The organism is Pseudomonas sp. D5(2026), from assembly GCF_057766845.1.
The window spans coordinates 35,338-50,936 of the sequence record NZ_CM173421.1; the positions used below are offsets into that span (position 1 = coordinate 35,338).

20 protein-coding genes are annotated in these 15,599 nt (G+C 62.3%); 10 read left to right on the forward strand and 10 right to left on the reverse strand.

Annotated elements, in window-relative coordinates:
• Positions 1–3: 3 nt before the first annotated feature.
• Positions 4–1,521, reverse strand: coding sequence for a choline-sulfatase (gene betC / locus AC3B5Q_RS00160; RefSeq protein ID WP_021784563.1), 1,518 nt, complete (start codon positions 1,519–1,521; stop codon positions 4–6).
• 108 nt (positions 1,522–1,629) lie between these two features.
• Here betC and AC3B5Q_RS00165 point away from each other — a divergent pair, with 108 nt between their 5' ends.
• Positions 1,630–2,529 carry a choline sulfate utilization transcriptional regulator gene (locus tag AC3B5Q_RS00165; protein ID WP_053870428.1) on the forward strand — a complete coding sequence of 300 codons (900 nt, stop codon included), beginning with the start codon at positions 1,630–1,632 and terminating at the stop codon, positions 2,527–2,529.
• A 21-nt stretch (positions 2,530–2,550) separates the two neighbouring features.
• On the opposite strand, the gene AC3B5Q_RS00170 is transcribed toward AC3B5Q_RS00165, so the two are convergent.
• Positions 2,551–3,105, reverse strand: a complete 555-nt coding sequence (locus AC3B5Q_RS00170; protein ID WP_021784565.1) for an NAD(P)-dependent oxidoreductase — start codon at positions 3,103–3,105, stop codon at positions 2,551–2,553.
• A 52-nt stretch (positions 3,106–3,157) separates the two neighbouring features.
• Between AC3B5Q_RS00170 and AC3B5Q_RS00175 the strand changes: the two genes are divergently transcribed.
• Positions 3,158–3,490, forward strand: coding sequence for a DOPA 4,5-dioxygenase family protein (locus AC3B5Q_RS00175; protein WP_020189868.1), 333 nt, complete (start codon positions 3,158–3,160; stop codon positions 3,488–3,490).
• Positions 3,491–3,610: 120 nt separating this feature from the next.
• On the opposite strand, the gene trpA is transcribed toward AC3B5Q_RS00175, so the two are convergent.
• Positions 3,611–4,420, reverse strand: coding sequence for a tryptophan synthase subunit alpha (gene trpA / locus AC3B5Q_RS00180; RefSeq protein ID WP_064492530.1), 810 nt, complete (start codon positions 4,418–4,420; stop codon positions 3,611–3,613).
• Complete coding sequence (trpB, locus tag AC3B5Q_RS00185) at positions 4,417–5,634, reverse strand: tryptophan synthase subunit beta (protein ID WP_021784567.1); 1,218 nt, start codon at positions 5,632–5,634, stop codon at positions 4,417–4,419. The genes trpA and trpB overlap by 4 nt, the downstream gene beginning before the upstream one ends.
• A 110-nt stretch (positions 5,635–5,744) precedes the next feature.
• Between trpB and AC3B5Q_RS00190 the strand changes: the two genes are divergently transcribed.
• Positions 5,745–6,641 (forward strand): LysR family transcriptional regulator, encoded by an 897-nt coding sequence (locus tag AC3B5Q_RS00190; protein ID WP_392520807.1) that lies wholly within the window; start codon positions 5,745–5,747, stop codon positions 6,639–6,641.
• Here the strand turns inward: AC3B5Q_RS00190 and AC3B5Q_RS00195 are convergent.
• A complete protein-coding gene (locus tag AC3B5Q_RS00195; protein ID WP_016712811.1) occupies positions 6,638–6,961 on the reverse strand; it encodes an ElaB/YgaM/YqjD family protein in 324 nt (107 codons plus the stop codon). The two genes, AC3B5Q_RS00190 and AC3B5Q_RS00195, sit on opposite strands and share 4 nt — an antisense overlap.
• 150 nt (positions 6,962–7,111) lie before the next feature.
• Here AC3B5Q_RS00195 and AC3B5Q_RS00200 point away from each other — a divergent pair, with 150 nt between their 5' ends.
• The gene (locus AC3B5Q_RS00200; protein WP_012269893.1) at positions 7,112–7,327 is read left to right on the forward strand and encodes a dodecin; all 216 of its coding nucleotides are present in this window, start codon (positions 7,112–7,114) and stop codon (positions 7,325–7,327) included.
• A gap of 101 nt (positions 7,328–7,428) precedes the next feature.
• Entirely contained in the window at positions 7,429–7,650 is a 222-nt protein-coding gene (locus tag AC3B5Q_RS00205; protein WP_021784569.1) for a DUF1161 domain-containing protein, read from the forward strand.
• 99 nt (positions 7,651–7,749) lie between these two features.
• Here the strand turns inward: AC3B5Q_RS00205 and AC3B5Q_RS00210 are convergent, their stop codons facing one another.
• On the reverse strand, positions 7,750–8,754 hold the full coding sequence (locus AC3B5Q_RS00210; protein ID WP_021784570.1) for an LLM class flavin-dependent oxidoreductase: 1,005 nt from the start codon (positions 8,752–8,754) through the stop codon (positions 7,750–7,752).
• A 152-nt stretch (positions 8,755–8,906) separates the two neighbouring features.
• On the opposite strand from AC3B5Q_RS00210, the gene AC3B5Q_RS00215 reads away from it, so the two are divergent.
• Positions 8,907–9,332 (forward strand): OsmC family protein, encoded by a 426-nt coding sequence (locus AC3B5Q_RS00215; protein WP_392520808.1) that lies wholly within the window; start codon positions 8,907–8,909, stop codon positions 9,330–9,332.
• A gap of 75 nt (positions 9,333–9,407) precedes the next feature.
• Entirely contained in the window at positions 9,408–9,641 is a 234-nt protein-coding gene (locus tag AC3B5Q_RS00220; protein ID WP_021784572.1) for a DUF1161 domain-containing protein, read from the forward strand.
• Between the two features lie 35 nt (positions 9,642–9,676).
• Here the strand turns inward: AC3B5Q_RS00220 and AC3B5Q_RS00225 are convergent, their stop codons facing one another.
• Both AC3B5Q_RS00225 and AC3B5Q_RS00230 read right to left on the reverse strand, forming a co-directional pair.
• Entirely contained in the window at positions 9,677–10,090 is a 414-nt protein-coding gene (locus AC3B5Q_RS00225; RefSeq protein ID WP_021784573.1) for a PA0061/PA0062 family lipoprotein, read from the reverse strand.
• Between the two features lie 55 nt (positions 10,091–10,145).
• Positions 10,146–10,559, reverse strand: coding sequence for a PA0061/PA0062 family lipoprotein (locus AC3B5Q_RS00230; RefSeq protein ID WP_488392784.1), 414 nt, complete (start codon positions 10,557–10,559; stop codon positions 10,146–10,148).
• 85 nt (positions 10,560–10,644) lie between these two features.
• Here AC3B5Q_RS00230 and AC3B5Q_RS00235 point away from each other — a divergent pair, with 85 nt between their 5' ends.
• Positions 10,645–11,721, forward strand: a complete 1,077-nt coding sequence (locus AC3B5Q_RS00235) for an aminopeptidase (protein ID WP_488392785.1) — start codon at positions 10,645–10,647, stop codon at positions 11,719–11,721.
• A gap of 34 nt (positions 11,722–11,755) precedes the next feature.
• Here AC3B5Q_RS00235 and AC3B5Q_RS00240 read toward each other — a convergent pair whose 3' ends face one another.
• Both AC3B5Q_RS00240 and AC3B5Q_RS00245 read right to left on the reverse strand, forming a co-directional pair.
• Positions 11,756–12,406, reverse strand: coding sequence for an HAD family hydrolase (locus AC3B5Q_RS00240; RefSeq protein WP_275967245.1), 651 nt, complete (start codon positions 12,404–12,406; stop codon positions 11,756–11,758).
• 121 nt (positions 12,407–12,527) lie between these two features.
• Entirely contained in the window at positions 12,528–13,076 is a 549-nt protein-coding gene (locus tag AC3B5Q_RS00245) for a gamma carbonic anhydrase family protein (RefSeq protein ID WP_004575263.1), read from the reverse strand.
• Between the two features lie 66 nt (positions 13,077–13,142).
• On the opposite strand from AC3B5Q_RS00245, the gene prlC reads away from it, so the two are divergent.
• On the forward strand, positions 13,143–15,230 hold the full coding sequence (gene prlC, locus AC3B5Q_RS00250; protein WP_488392786.1) for an oligopeptidase A: 2,088 nt from the start codon (positions 13,143–13,145) through the stop codon (positions 15,228–15,230).
• Positions 15,227–15,508, forward strand: a complete 282-nt coding sequence (locus AC3B5Q_RS00255) for a YheV family putative zinc ribbon protein (protein WP_010951500.1) — start codon at positions 15,227–15,229, stop codon at positions 15,506–15,508. Before prlC ends, AC3B5Q_RS00255 begins: the two co-directional genes overlap by 4 nt.
• The last annotated feature ends 91 nt before the right edge of the window (positions 15,509–15,599 follow it).

Below are 15,599 nucleotides of genomic sequence, written 5' to 3' on the forward strand. Positions count from 1 at the left end.
TTCTCAATCCAGGGGGGCGGGCTGTGGATAACGTGCCTTGCGTTCGAGGTCATCGAGATCGATGTGGTTGCGCATGTACTGTTGGCTGGCGTCCACCAATGGTTGGTGGTCCCAGCTTTTCAGCTTGCCGATGGCCAGCGCTTCGGCCACCAGCCGGCGGCGGCGCTGGCTGGCTAGTACCTGCTGGCGCAGGTTGGGGATGTCCCAGCGCTGTTGCGCTTCATCGACAAATGCCTGTAGCAGCGTCTGGTGGTCCGGGCTGCCAGTGAGGTTCTCCCGCTCGTGCGGGTCGCGGCTCAGGTCATAGAGTAGACACGGGTCGTCTTCGCTGTACACGAACTTGTAGTGCCCGCGGCGGATCATCATCAGCGGGCCGACGGTGCCTTCGGCCATGTACTCGCCGATCACCTCGTCGTGACCGCCCTGCCCTTGCAGGTGGCCCAACAGTGAGCGGCCATCCAGATGCAGGTCTTTATCCACAGCGCCGCCAGCCAGTTCGACCAAGGTTGGCAGCAGGTCGCAGGTCGACACCGAGGCAGTTACCCGGCCCGCTGCAAAGCGCTTCGGCGCATGGATCAGCAACGGTACCCGCGCCGACATTTCGAACCAGTGCATTTTGTACCAGAGGCCACGCTCGCCAAGCATGTCGCCGTGGTCGCCGGAAAACACGATCAGTGTGTCATCGGCCAGGTTGCATTCCTCCAGGGTCTGCAGCAGCTGGCCAATGTTGTCATCGATATAGCTGCACGCGCCGAAGTAGGCACGGCGGGCATCGCGGATCTTGTCCACAGGCAGTGGCTTGTTCCACAGGTCGTAGACCTTCAGCAGGCGCTGCGAATGCGGATCGAGTTCTGCCTGGCCGAACTCGGCACGGGGCATGGGGATATCCACACCTTCGTAGCGGTCCCAGTAGCGTTTGGCAATGGTGTAGGGGTCATGCGGGTGAGTCATCGAAACGGTCAGGCAAAATGGCCGGCCATCGTTTTCGCGCACATGGTCGTACAGGTACTGACGCGCCTTGAACACCACCTCCTCGTCGAAATCCAGCTGATTGGTGCGCACGCACGGACCGGCCTGCAGCACCGAGGACATGTTGTGGTACCAGCTTGGACGCACATCGGGTTCGTCCCAGTTCACCGCCCAACCATAGTCGGCCGGGTAGATGTCGCTGGTCAGGCGTTCTTCATAGCCGTGCAACTGGTCGGGGCCGCAGAAGTGCATCTTGCCTGACAGCGCGGTGCGGTAGCCCAGGCGACGCAGGTAATGGGCGTAGGTTGGCACATCGGCAGGGAAGTCGGCCGCGTTATCGTAGGCGCCAATACGGCTGGGCAGCTGACCGCTGACCAGGGTGAAGCGTGATGGTGCGCACAGCGGGCTGTTGCAGTAGGCCGAGTCGAACACCACGGCTTGCTCGGCCAGGCGGCCGAGGTGCGGCATCTGGATGGGCGAAGGGCCGTAGATCGGCAGCAAGGGCGCGGCCATCTGGTCGGCCATGATGAACAGGATATTCGGACGCGTCATGGGGGCTTCCATCGTTGAGGGTTATGCGAACCGCTTGCCTACCAAGATGCGACTGTGGATAACATGGGTAAAGCCCATGGCGGGCAATGACTGGGATTAGCTACGCTTATGTTTGACCACCTTGCCGGGTTGTCGCTGGATACCTTGCGTGTATTCGAGGCTGCTGCGCGCCTGCGTGGCTTTACCGCTGCGGCGCTGGAGTTGGGTACCACGCAGCCGGCAGTGAGCCAGCAGGTGAAGCGCCTGGAGGCACAGTTGGGCACGCGCTTGTTTGACCGCATTTACCGGGGCATCGAGCTGACCGAGGCTGGCCAGGTGCTGTTCGAACAGGTGCAACAGGGGCTGCAGGCCATGGATGACGGTATCGCCCAGGCCAGCGGGCGTGGCCAGCATGAAGTGCTGCAGGTGGCCACCGACTTTGCCTTTGCGGCGTTCTGGTTGATGCCAAGGCTGCAACGCTTTCATGAGGCTTATCCACAGGTGGATGTGAGCCTGGTGACGGGTGAGCGCAGCCAGGGCATGTTGCGCCCGGACATCGATGTGGCGGTGCTGTTTGGCGATGGACGCTTTCACCAAGGAGAAAGCCGTTGGCTATTCGATGAGGAAGTGTTCCCGGTGTGCAGCCCCCGTCTGATTCATGGCAAAGCCTTGTCAGCTGTGGCCTTGCAACGATTGCCGCTGCTGCATTTGAAGGGCGAGCAGGCCAGCCGCTGGTTTGACTGGGCGGGGGTATTTCGCGGGTTTGGTGTGACCAGCCCACCGCCGGCGGGGCAGTTGCGGTTTGATAACTACACCTTGCTGATTCAGGCAGCGATTGCCGGGCAAGGAGTGGCGATTGGCTGGGGGCACCTGGTGGATGGGTTGGTGGAGCAAGGGTTGCTGTGTCGGCCGTTGGAGGGGAGCTTGCGTTCGCAACGCGGCTATTACGCGGTGTTGCCACCGCGCAAGCGGCGTGGAGCGTTGATCGAGCGGTTCGTGGATTGGTTGGAGCAGGAGCGCAACCGCTGAGCCCCGAGGCTGCGCGGTCATCTAGACCACGAAGTTAAGATGCTCGCCCCGGTGCAGGTCCAGCTCCAGCATATCCACGATCCCCGCCGCCACACGCGCCCACGCCGCGTCCGGCAGCGGCTGCGGGGTATTGATCAAGGTCCAGCGCAGCGCGCTGCGCTGCAACCCATCAACTACCTGATCCACGCTCTCCCGCTCTGCTGGGCTGTACTTGTTCGGCTCGTCCAGCACAGCGAAATCGCCCACCAGCAATAGCCGGCGTATAGTCGTACGCTCAAGCCCCGCCACCAGCGCTTCGCTCAGGCGTGCTTGCCCCGGCAGGTCACCTGACGCCAGCGTCGATAAAAGGGCGATTACCGCTGAACCGCCTGCCGCGCCCTGCTCCGCCTGGTCGGCACTGTTCAGCCCGCCTATCTTGAAGTGCAGGCCGGGGCGGGCGGTGTGGCGGTTGAGGTCATCCACCACGGCGGTGACTTCGTGTTGGCGCGATAGCAGTTCGGCCACCAGGGCATTGCCCAAGCTGCTTTCAGGCCCGAACAGGACCAGTTTGAATACTGGGGTTTCGGCGTTTTTCACTGCATCACTCCGTGTACAGGTGGTGATGGTTGGACCGCAATCAGGAGTTATCGTGCAGAGGATCAAGGGTTACCACGCCCACGTTTATTACGACGCAGCCACCATGGAGCAGGCCCGGGAACTGTGCGAGGAGGCGGCTCGGCTGTTTCCCGTGACCATGGGGCGCATGCACCAGAAACCGGTTGGGCCGCATCCGGACTGGAGTTGCCAGCTGGCGTTCGGGCCGGAAGTGGTGGGGGTGGTTTTGCCTTGGTTGGCGCTGTACCGCAAGGGCCTGGTGGTATTCATGCATCCGGAAACCGGGGATGAACTGGCGGATCACCGGGATCATGCGATCTGGATGGGGGCCGTGCGGCCATTGAATCTGTCGGTTTTTGGGGGCTAGGCGGGGGTAGCCTGTGCCGGCCTATTCGCGGGTGAACCCGCTCCTACAACGCTATCGCAGAGCCAGAGGGTGGCGCTGGTTCCGTAGGAGCGGGTTTACCCGCGAAGCAGACGACGCGGTTTAGCGGCGCGCGCCGCGCACCCCTTCAGCCAATGCCGAGCACAGGCTCAATACATCGGTCACCGCCTGATCGGCGCTTTTGGCCTGGGCAATCTTGTCGACCAGTGCCGAGCCCACCACCACACCATCCGCCAGGCGGGCAATGTTCGCAGCCTGTTCCGGCGTGCGAATGCCGAAGCCAACGCTGATCGGCAGATCGGTATGCCGGCGCAGGCGGGCAATGGCTTCGGTCACATGCTCGGTGGTCGCCGAACCGGCACCGGTCACGCCGGCCACCGACACGTAGTAGACGAACCCGGAGCTGCGCTCCAGCACGCGCGGCAGGCGCGCGTCGTCGGTGGTCGGGGTGGTCAGGCGGATGAAGTCGATGCCTGCGGCCTGGGCCGGGGTAGCCAGTTCGGCGTCGTGCTCTGGCGGAAGGTCGACGATGATCAGGCCATCGACGCCCGCTGCCTTGGCTTGAGCCACGAACGTGTCCACGCCAAAGCGGTGGATAGGGTTGTAGTAACCCATCAGCACGATCGGCGTGGTCTGGTTATCCACACGGAATTCGCGAACCATCTGCAGGGTCTTGGCCAAGGTCTGGCCAGCTTCAAGGGCGCGCAGGGTGGCCAGCTGGATGGCCACGCCATCGGCCATCGGGTCGGTGAACGGCATGCCCAGCTCGATCACGTCGGCGCCAGCAGCCGGCAGGCCCTTGAGGATCTGCAGCGAGGCGTCGTAGCCCGGGTCGCCAGCTGTGACGAAGGTGACCAGTGCCGAGCGGCCTTCGGCCTTCAGCTCGGCGAAGCGTTGTTCAAGACGGCTCATGCCTGTTTCTCCTGGGCGGCCATGTGGTTCATGACGGTTTGCATGTCTTTGTCGCCGCGGCCCGACAGGCACACGACCATCAGGTGGTCCTTGGGCAGCTTCGGTGCGCGCTTGATCGCTTCGGCCAAGGCGTGGGAGCTTTCCAGGGCTGGGATGATGCCTTCCAGACGGCAGGTTGCGTGGAACGCATCCAATGCTTCGTCGTCGGTGATGCTGACGTACTCGACGCGCTTTACCTCATGCAGATAGGCGTGCTCCGGGCCGATGCCCGGGTAGTCCAGGCCTGCGGAAATAGAGTGGGCATCGGTGATCTGGCCGTCTTGGTCCTGCAACAGGTAGGTGCGATTGCCGTGCAACACGCCCGGTACGCCGCCGTTCAGGCTGGCGGCGTGCTTGTCGGTGTGTACGCCATGGCCACCGGCTTCAACGCCGATGATCTGCACGCTCGGCTCTTCGAGGAATTCATGGAACAGGCCCATGGCATTGGAGCCACCGCCGACGCAGGCAACCAGGCTATCAGGCAGGCGGCCTTCCTTCTCTTGCAACTGGGCACGGGTCTCTTTGCCGATGATCGACTGGAAATCGCGGACCATGGCGGGGTACGGGTGTGGGCCAGCCACAGTGCCGATCAGGTAGAAGGTGTCTTCGACGTTGGTAACCCAGTCACGCAGGGCTTCGTTCATGGCGTCTTTCAGGGTGCCGGTGCCGGCGGTAACCGGCACGATCTCGGCGCCCAGCAGTTTCATGCGGAACACGTTCGCCTGCTGGCGCTCGATGTCGGTAGCGCCCATGTAGATCACGCAAGGCAGGCCGAAGCGCGCGGCGACGGTGGCGGTGGCGACACCGTGCATGCCGGCGCCGGTTTCGGCGATCAGGCGCTTTTTGCCCATGCGCTTGGCCAGCAGCACCTGGCCGATGCAGTTGTTCACCTTGTGCGCGCCGGTATGGTTGAGCTCTTCACGCTTGAAGAAAATCTTCGCCCCGCCGCAATGCTCGGTCAGGCGCTCGGCGAAGTACAGCGGGTTAGGGCGGCCGATGTAGTCGCGCTGGAAGTACGCCAGCTCTTCAAGGAACTTGGGGTCTGCCTTGGCAGCTTCGTATTCGCGGGCCAGGTCCAGCACCAGTGGCATCAGGGTTTCGGCCACATAGCGGCCGCCAAACGAGCCGAACAGGCCATTGGCGTCGGGGCCGGGGCGGTATTGGGACTGGGACATGGGGCGCTCCAAGGCGTAGTGAATGAGTGATGGGCTTTACTCTAACCACGGCAAGCTCGGCTGAAAACCGATAAGATTGCGCAAACTTGTCAGAAAAACTCACAGGTAAAATGGCCCACGACCTCCCTCCCCTCAATGCCCTGCGTGCCTTCGAGGCTACAGCCAGGCTGAACAGTGTCAGCCAGGCAGCTGAAGCGCTGCACGTCACCCACGGCGCCGTCAGCCGGCAGATCAAGGTGCTTGAGGAGCATCTGGGCGTCGCCCTGTTCGTCAAGGACGGGCGCGGCATCAAACTCACAGATGCAGGCGTTCGTCTGCGCGATGCCAGCGGTGAGGCCTTCGACCGGCTGCGCAGCGTGTGTTCCGAACTCAGCCGTGATGTGAGCGAGGCGCCGTTCGTGCTGGGCTGCTCGGGCAGCCTGCTGGCACGCTGGTTTATCCCGCGGCTGGGGCGGTTGCAGGCGGATTTGCCTGAGCTGCGCTTGCATCTGTCGGCGGGTGAGGGCGACCTTGACCCGCGGCGGCCTGGGCTGGATGCGTTGCTGGTGTATGCCGAGCCACCGTGGCCGGCGGATATGCAGGTGCATGTGCTGGCCGAGGAATGTATCGGACCGGTGCTCAGCCCGCATTTCGCAGGCTTCCAGCGCTTGCGGGGGGCGCCCGCCGAGGCACTGCTGGGCGAAGCCTTGCTGCACACCACTTCACGCCCGCAAGCCTGGCCGACCTGGGCGATGCAACAGGGCCTGGACCCGGCGGCCATTCACTATGGCCAGGCCTTCGAGCACCTGTATTACCTGCTGGAAGCTGCCGTGGCCGGATTGGGCGTTGCGATTGCACCGCAGCCACTGGTCGCCGATGACCTGCGGGCGGGCCGTTTGAGTGCGCCGTGGGGGTTTTCACCTACCCAGGCGGCGCTGGCATTGTGGGTGCCACGGCGCGCCGCAGACGGGCGCGCCGAGCAGTTGGCGCAGTGGTTACGGGCGGAACTTGCGCGGCAGGGCGCTTAGTTTCGCTTGCACATCAGGTAGGCCGCCAGCAGGCCCAACGCACCAATGGCCACACCAGCGGTTGTGTAGGGGTGTTCCTGGGCGTAGTCCCGGGTGGCTATGCCGGTCTGGCGGGTGCGCTGCTTCACTTCCTCGTACGCATCGCTCAGTAGGCTGCGCGAATGACGCAGTGCGCTTTCAGCGTTGCTGCGGATTGCCTTCACCGACTTCTGGGACTCTTCCGATGCATCATGCTTGAGGTTTTCCAAGCTTTTCAGAAGGCTCTCGATCTCTGCTTCCATGCTTTCCAGGGACGTTTTACGCAGCGAGTTACGGTGCATGTTGACTCTCCTTTGCAGTATGGGCTCTAAGGATTGCGACCCTTGGCCTGCGAGAAAGTGCGATCGAACTTTCGCTGACAGTGACTGCTCGCAGGTAAACCAGGCCTGCGCTGCTAGGCTGAAACTCACTGTCACCCATGGAGAGCACTCATGACCGATCATCACACCTACAAGAAAATCGAACTGGTAGGGTCTTCGCCCACCAGTATCGAAGACGCCATCAACAATGCTCTGGCTGAAGCCGGCAAAAGCATCAAGCACCTGGAATGGTTCGAAGTGGTCGATACCCGTGGCCATATCCGTGACAACAAGGCGGCGCACTTCCAGGTCACGCTGAAGGTCGGCTTCCGTATCGCCAATAGCTGATATAGCGTCGGGCTGCATGATCTCGGCGTGATGAGGTATTCAGGAACGGGGCGCCTTGGTGGGGTCCCCTTCTGATTTCATCTGCACAAGGAAAGCGAGTGATGAAAAAACTGATTCTGGCGCTGGGCCTGATGACCCTGGCCGGTGGTGCGCTGGCAGCGGGCAAACCGTGCGAGGAGTTGAAGGCGGAAATTGCGGCCAAGCTGGATGCCAAGGGCGTCACTGGCTACAAGCTGGAGATCGTCAAAAAAGGCGAGCCGGCGGGCAAGGTCATTGGTAGCTGCGAGGCCGGCACCAAGGAGATTGTGTACCGCCGCGGCTGATGGCCCCGCTCATTCGCGGGCTTGCCCGCTCCCACAGGTACAGCGCAGGCCTTGAAGGCTTCAGTCAACCTGTGGAAACGGGCGAGCCCGCGACGAGGGTCACTCGGTCTTGAGGGCCTGCGCCATCAGCTCATATGACCGAATGCGGTCCGCATGTTCATACAAGTCACAGGTAAAGATCAGTTCATCCGCACCCGTCTGGTCCAGCAGCACTTCTACCTTGGCCTTTACCTTCTGCGGGCTGCCAATCATGGCCAACCCCAGGAAGCTGCCCACCGTCTCTCGCTCATGGGGCAACCACAGCCCATCCATGCTCTCCACGGGTGGCTTCTGCATCAGGCTCTGTCCGCGAATCAGCGCCAGGATGCGTTGGTAGACCGAGGTTGCCAGGTATTCGGCCTTCTCGTCGGTCTGCGCCACCACCATGGGTATGCCCAGCATCACATACGGCTTATCCAGCGTGGTCGAGGGCCTGAAATGGTTGCGATATACGCGAATCGCCTCGTGCATGTAGCGTGGTGCGAAATGCGAGGCGAAGGCGTAGGGCATGCCGCGCATGCCGGCCAGCTGGGCGCTGAACAGGCTGGATCCCAGCAACCACATTGGCACGTCGGTGTCGTGCCCGGGTACGGCGATCACTTTTTGATCATCGGTGCGTGGCCCGAGGTAGCGCGAAAGCTCCTCGACATCGTCCGGGAAGTCATCCGGGCTGCCAGCGCGCTCGCGTCGCAGGGCATAGGCGGTCATTTGGTCCGAACCCGGCGCACGGCCCAGGCCAAGGTCGATACGCCCCGGATACAGGCTGGCCAAGGTGCCGAACTGCTCGGCAATTACCAGCGGCGCATGGTTGGGCAGCATTACCCCACCAGAGCCCACGCGAATACGTGAGGTCCCACCGGCCAGGTAGCCGATCAGCACCGAAGTCGCCGAACTGGCGATGCCGTCCATATTGTGGTGCTCGGCCACCCAAAAACGGTTATAGCCAAAGCGCTCGACATGCTGCGCCAGGTCCAGCGAGTTGCGCAGCGATTGCGCGGGGCCAGCGTCGGCGCGCACGGGCACCAGGTCCAGGGTGGAAATCTTCAGGTCACGCAGCTGCGTCATGGAGCCTCCGCAAGAATGATTGGCCAGAGGCCTTTTTGATTCTGTATGGGCGCATTCGTTGGATTCAATGCCTGCAAGCATATTGCTCTGAACTTGCGGCAGGCGGCGGGCCTCTGAACCGTAGGCAAGCAACCCAGTGATCAGGAGGCATCATGAAAAAGACAGCATCGGCGATCTGGCAAGGTGGCCTGAAGGATGGGAAAGGTCTGCTTTCTACCGAAAGCGGCGCGCTCAAGCAGAACCCTTATGGCTTCAATACACGTTTCGAGGGCACACCCGGTACCAACCCGGAGGAGCTGATCGGCGCGGCGCATGCCGGTTGTTTCTCGATGGCGCTATCAATGATGCTCGGCGAGGCGGGGCTTACCGCAGAGCGGATCGACACGGCTGCAGAGGTGACGCTCGACAAGCAAACGGACGGTTTTGCCATTACTGCCGTGCACCTGGTGCTCAGGGCCAAGGTACCCGGGGCCAGCGAGGCTCAATTCCTGGAGATTGCCAACAAGGCGAAGGAAGGCTGCCCGGTGTCCAAGGTTTTGAATGCGAAGATCAGCCTGGATGCCGCGTTAGTGGGGTGAAGCGGTGCAACGGTAGTGGTTTGCTGTAGTCTAAAGAACGTCGGCAGCGCCACTGCCCTTTCCAGGAGCCGTTCCATGATTCGCGTAGCTATCGCTGTGTTGGCTACCCTTGTCGCCACGTCTGCGCTGGCGGCCGTCAAGCCATGCGAGGAGCTGAAAGCCGAGATCGAGGCCAAGATCCAGGCCCAAGGGGTTACGTCCTACACGCTGGAGATCGTGCCCAACAGCGAGGTCGAGGACCAGAACATGGTCGTCGGGACCTGCGATGGCGGGACGAAGAAGATCATCTATCAGAAGAACGATCGATAAGCATCAGGGCTCGGGGCTGCAATGCAGCCCCGAATTCACGGTATGCAGAACACCTCGCTAGGCTCGTTCACCACCACCTTGCGGTTGGCGTCATACAGCAGCACCTGCGGCTCCATCACTGGCGCTCGCGCCTCCAGGCGATAGCGCTCGCCGGCCTTGAAGTTGTCAAAGCGTACGGTCAGGTAACAGGTTCGGTCCCTGGGTTCTGACATGATGCCGCCCGAGTAGATTTCATAATCAAAGCGCACCACCAGTTCGTGCTTGCCCGGCGTCACCTGAAAGTAACGGCCATCCTCCAGGCGCTTGCCATCGAGGCGGTCGGCCATGATCACCCGGCCGGGAGTCATGGTGTACAGGTCGACCCACGCCTGCTTCGGGTCGACTGGCGGCAAGGGGCTGGCGCAAGCCCCCAGTGTACTGAGGGCGATCAGCATCATGGGCTGGCGCATGGCGAAACTCCCACTTGCGATTTACAAGTAACAAGCATAGCGCCGTTTGTGCGGTTCAGGTGCGCTGACAACCCGCCGGCAGCCCTTGACCCAGCAGTTTTTGCTGGTGGTCGTAGAGTTTGATCCAAGGGCGGAAGCCAATGCTGCCAGCCTGCAGTTGATAACGCTGCCCGGCGCTGAAGTCCTTGAAGGTCAGCTTGACCTGGCAATCGCGCCACAGTGGCTCATTGACAGGGCCGATATTGCTGGGATTAACCGGAAACTGATAGCGCACGGTCAGTTCGTGGCTGCCGGGTTGAACCTCGAAATAGCGGCTGTCAGCCCAGTCACGCTCATCTACCTGCACGGCGTCCAGCGAGGTGTTGTCGTAGCGCGTGAGGTCGATCCAGGCCTGGTTCGGGTCTGGGTCTGGCAATGTTGAACAGGCAGAGATCAACAACAGTGAGCCGGCGACCAACAATGCACGCATGGCGAAACTCCCCCTTGGCGAGATAGTCTTGGAGCGAAATGGTCTTGAGCGAGTCAGACAGTACCGGATGCTTCGACTTTTTCTTATGCAGCGCTCAGGCCTTGGGGCACTCGACCGCATTTTCACCCGTTTGGTTCCGCTGCTTGCGGCGCTCCTGCTGAACGGTTGCAGCAATGTCGCCTACTATGGGCAGCTGGCCCAGGGCCAGTGGCAGTTGCTGCGGGCGCGGCAGCCTGTAGAGCAGGTATTGGCCGACCCTGCTACCCCTGCACCTTTGCGCGCGCACCTGCAACAGGCCGAACAGGCGCGGGTGTTTGCCAGCCAGCAATTGAAACTGCCAGACAACCGCAGCTACCGGGTATACGCCGACCTTGGCCGCCCCTACGTGGTGTGGAATGTGTTCGCCACGCCCGAGTTGTCGTTGCAACCGGTAACGCACTGCTTTCCGATAGCCGGGTGCGTGGCGTACCGCGGCTACTACCAGCAAGGCGCGGCGCGGGGCGCGGCGGCGTTGATGCGCCAGGATGGCCTGGATGTTTACGTCGGCGGCGTGGAAGCTTATTCGACCCTGGGTTGGTTCGATGACCCGATTCTGTCGTCGATGGTGGGCTGGGGCGATGAGCGCCTGGCTACGTTGATCTTTCATGAACTGGCCCACCAGCGCTTCTACGTGCAGGACGATACCGAATTCAATGAATCCTTCGCCTCGTTCGTCGAGCAGGAGGGCACGCGGCAATGGCGGGCGGCGCGTGGGCTGGCGGCGGTTGGCGCAGGGCGGAGGCAGCAGCAGCGTGATCAGTTCATCCGCCTGGTGCTGGCCTGTCGTGAGCGATTGCAGGCCATTTATGACGGGCCTTTGGATGATGCGCACAAGCGGCTGGCCAAGCGGGCGGAGTTCGACCGGTTAAGGCAGGAATACCGGCAGTTGCGTGATGGCCAATGGGGTGGGGACAAACGCTATGACGCCTGGATGCATGGGCCGATGAATAATGCCAAGTTGTTGCCGTTCGGGCTGTATGACCAGTGGGTGCCGGCGTTTGCCGCGCTGTTCCATGAGGTTGATGGTGACTGGGCCCGGTTTTATGAGCGAGTCGAGCAATTGGGGCGTTTGCCGATTGATGAGAGAAAGGCAGCGCTCCAGGGGTTGATGGCTGGCCGGTAAGATCCTGGGGGCCGCAAGGCAGCCCCCAGGGCCGTCACGCCTTGAGGAATGCCTGATGCATCTCGGCCAAGGTGGCAAAGTGGAAGGCAGGCTCCTCTGCCATCAACTCTTCCCGGCTGCCAAACCCGTACTCCACCGCTACTGCCTGCAGCCCGTTGCTGCGCGCGCCGATCAGGTCATGCTTGCGGTCACCGATCATCAGCGTCTGTGCAGGGTCCAGCCCTTCTTCATCCAGCAAATGGCGAATCAGCTCGACCTTGTTGGTGCGCGTGCCGTCCAGCTCACTGCCGTAGATCACCTTGAAGTGATGATCGAAGGCGAAGTGCCGGGCGATTTCGCGGGCGAACTCCCACGGTTTTGACGTGGCAATGTACAGCGTGCGGCCCTGGTCGTTCAGGGCTTCGAGCAATTCGGGGACGCCAGCGAACACCAGGTTTTCGTACAGCCCGGTCACGCGGAAGCGCTCCCGGTAGAAGTTCACCGCATCCCAGGCCTTGGCTTCGTCGAAGTTGTAGAACTGCATGAAAGCCTGCAGCAGGGGTGGGCCGATGAAATGCTCGAGGCGGGCCAGGTCCGGTTCATCGATGCCCAGTTTGGCCAGGGCGTACTGGATCGAGCGAGTGATGCCCAGGCGTGGGTCGGTCAGGGTGCCGTCGAGGTCGAAGAGGATGTTTTGCTGGTGCATGTACAGGGTTCCACTTGAGTGCTGCGTGGTCTTCTTCGCGGGCATGCCCGCTTCCACAGGTACAGCGCAGGCCTTGATGGCTCCACTGAACCCGTGGGAGCGGGCGCGCCCGCGAATGCGGTCATTCAGGTTGATCGTAGCCTTCGGCCAGGTGCTGGTCCTTGAGCTTCACGTAGTTGCCGGCGCTGTAGGAGAAAAATGCGCGCTCCTTGTCATTCAGCAGCCGGGCCTGTTTCACCGGGCTGCCCATGTACAGGTAGCCACTGACCAGGCGTTTGCCCGGCGGCACCAGGCTGCCAGCGCCGATGATCACTTCGTCCTCGACGATGGCACCGTCCATGATGGTGCTGCCCATGCCCACCAGGATGCGGTTGCCCAAGGTGCAGCCATGCAGCATCACTTTGTGCCCGATGGTCACTTCGTCGCCGATGATCAGCGGGAAACCGTCCGGGTTGAAAGGCCCCGCGTGGGTAATGTGCAGCACGCTGCCGTCCTGCACGCTGGTGCGCGCGCCAATGCGGATGCGGTGCATGTCGCCGCGCACCACGGTCAACGGCCAGACCGAACTGTCTTCACCGATCTCCACGTCGCCCAGCACCACCGCCGAACGGTCGACGAAGGCCCTGGGCCCAACTTTCGGAGTGTGTTGCTGGAAGCTGCGAATGGCCATGATAGCGTCTCTCATCTGTGCCGATAGGCAGGCTGCCTGCTGCGGTCGGCGTCGATTGTAATTAAGATGGGGCAGTGTTTCTTCTGCCAAGGTATCCAAACCGTGACTGCGAACAACCCGCTTCTGCAATCCCACGATCTGCCGCCCTTCTCGCAAATTCGTGCCGAACACGTGTTGCCGGCGATCGAAGCGATCTTGGCCGACAACCGTAAAGCCATTGCCGAGATCCTAGAAAAGCAGGGCAAGAACCCTACATGGGCCGGCCTGGTGCTGGCCATGGACGAACTGAACGACCGCCTGGGCGCGGCCTGGAGCCCGGTCAGCCACCTCAATGCGGTGTGCAACAGCGCCGAGCTGCGCGAGGCTTACGAGTCTTGCCTGCCAGCCCTGAGTGCCTACTCTACCGAACTGGGCCAGAACCGCGCGCTGTTCGAAGCCTACCAGGCGCTGATCGACAGCCCGGAGGCCGCCAGCTTCGACGTGGCGCAAAAGACTATCCTCGAGCACGCCCTGCGTGACTTCCGCCTGTCGGGTATCGACCTGCCAGCGGACAAGCAGCAGCGTTACGCCGAGGTGCAGAGCAAGCTCAGCGAGCTGGGCAGCCGTTTCTCCAATCAGTTGCTCGACGCCACCCAGGCATGGACCAAGCATGTCACCGACGAAGCTGCGCTGGCCGGCCTGACCGATTCGGCCAAGGCGCAGATGGCCGCTGCAGCCCAGGCCAAGGGCCTGGACGGCTGGTTGATCACCCTCGAGTTCCCCAGCTACTACGCGGTGATGACCTACGCCAGCGACCGCGCCCTGCGCGAAGAGCTATACGCCGCCTACTGCACCCGCGCCTCCGACCAGGGCCCGAATGCCGGCCAGTTCGACAACGGCCCGGTGATGCGCGAAATCCTCGACCTGCGCCAGGAACTGGCCGAACTGCTGGGCTACAAGAACTACGCAGAGCTGAGCCTGGCCACCAAGATGGCCGAGTCCAGCGACCAGGTGCTGAGTTTCTTGCGTGACCTTGCCAAGCGTTCCAAGCCGTTCGCCGCCCAGGACCTGCAACAGCTCAAGGCCTACGCTGCCGAACAAGGCTGTCCCGAGCTGGCCAGCTGGGATGCCGGCTACTTTGGTGAGAAGCTGCGCGAGCAGCGCTACAGCGTGTCGCAGGAAGCCCTGCGCGCCTATTTCCCGATCGACAAGGTGCTGGGCGGCCTGTTCAGCATCGTGCAGCGCCTGTACGGCATCGAAATCGCCGAGCTTGAAGGCTTCGACAGTTGGCACCCGGACGTACGCCTGTTCGAGATCAAGGAAAATGGTCAGCACGTTGGCCGTTTCTTCTTCGACCTGTACGCCCGCGCCAACAAGCGTGGCGGCGCCTGGATGGACGGCGCCCGTGACCGTCGCCGCACTGCCGGCGGCCAGCTGCAGAGCCCGGTGGCCAACCTGGTGTGCAACTTCACTCCGGCCGCGCCCGGCAAGCCCGCGTTGCTGACCCACGATGAAGTCACCACCCTGTTCCACGAGTTCGGTCACGGCCTGCACCACATGCTGACCCGCATCGAGCATGCCGGCGTGTCCGGCATCAACGGCGTGGCCTGGGATGCGGTCGAGCTGCCAAGCCAGTTCATGGAAAACTGGTGCTGGGAGCCGGAAGGCCTGGCACTGATTTCGGGTCACTACGAAACCGGCGCCGCCCTGCCCCAGGACCTGCTGGACAAGATGCTGGCCGCGAAAAACTTCCAGTCGGGCATGATGATGGTGCGCCAGCTGGAGTTCTCGCTGTTCGATTTCGAACTGCACGCCAGCCATGGCGACGGCCGCAGCGTATTGCAGGTGCTCGAAGGTGTGCGTGACGAGGTGTCGGTCATGCGCCCGCCGGCTTACAACCGCTTCCCCAACAGCTTTGCGCACATTTTCGCGGGCGGTTACGCGGCGGGCTACTACAGCTACAAGTGGGCCGAAGTGCTGTCGGCTGACGCCTTCTCGCGCTTCGAGGAAGAAGGCGTGCTGAACGCCGAGACCGGCCGCGCCTTCCGCGAGGCGATCCTGGCCCGTGGGGGTTCGCGCGAGCCGATGGAGCTGTTCGTCGACTTCCGTGGGCGTGAGCCTTCCATCGATGCATTGCTGCGCCACAGTGGTCTCACCGAGGACGCTGCAGCATGAGTGAGGTAGCTGTGAACAAGACCAAGAAGCGCTTCATTGCCGGTGCCGTGTGCCCGGCGTGCAGCGAGCCCGACAAGCTGATGATGTGGAACGAAGACGGTGTACCGCACCGTGAGTGTGTGGCTTGCGGCTTTACCGACACCCTCAACGAGCAGGGCTTGTCGGTGCCGAAGGAACTGGGCACCCGGGTCAACCACCTGGCGCCGAAAGCCGCGCCGGCCAAGGTGCAGACCGTGCAGTTCTTCCCAAATCCGAAGCTGAAAAAGCCGGCTGAGTAATACGGTCATGCCACCCGGGCGCAATGCCCGGGCAGGCATGGACAGGTGTTAGATAGTCAGGCCACCTGGCGCACGTTGGCCATGCAAGCTC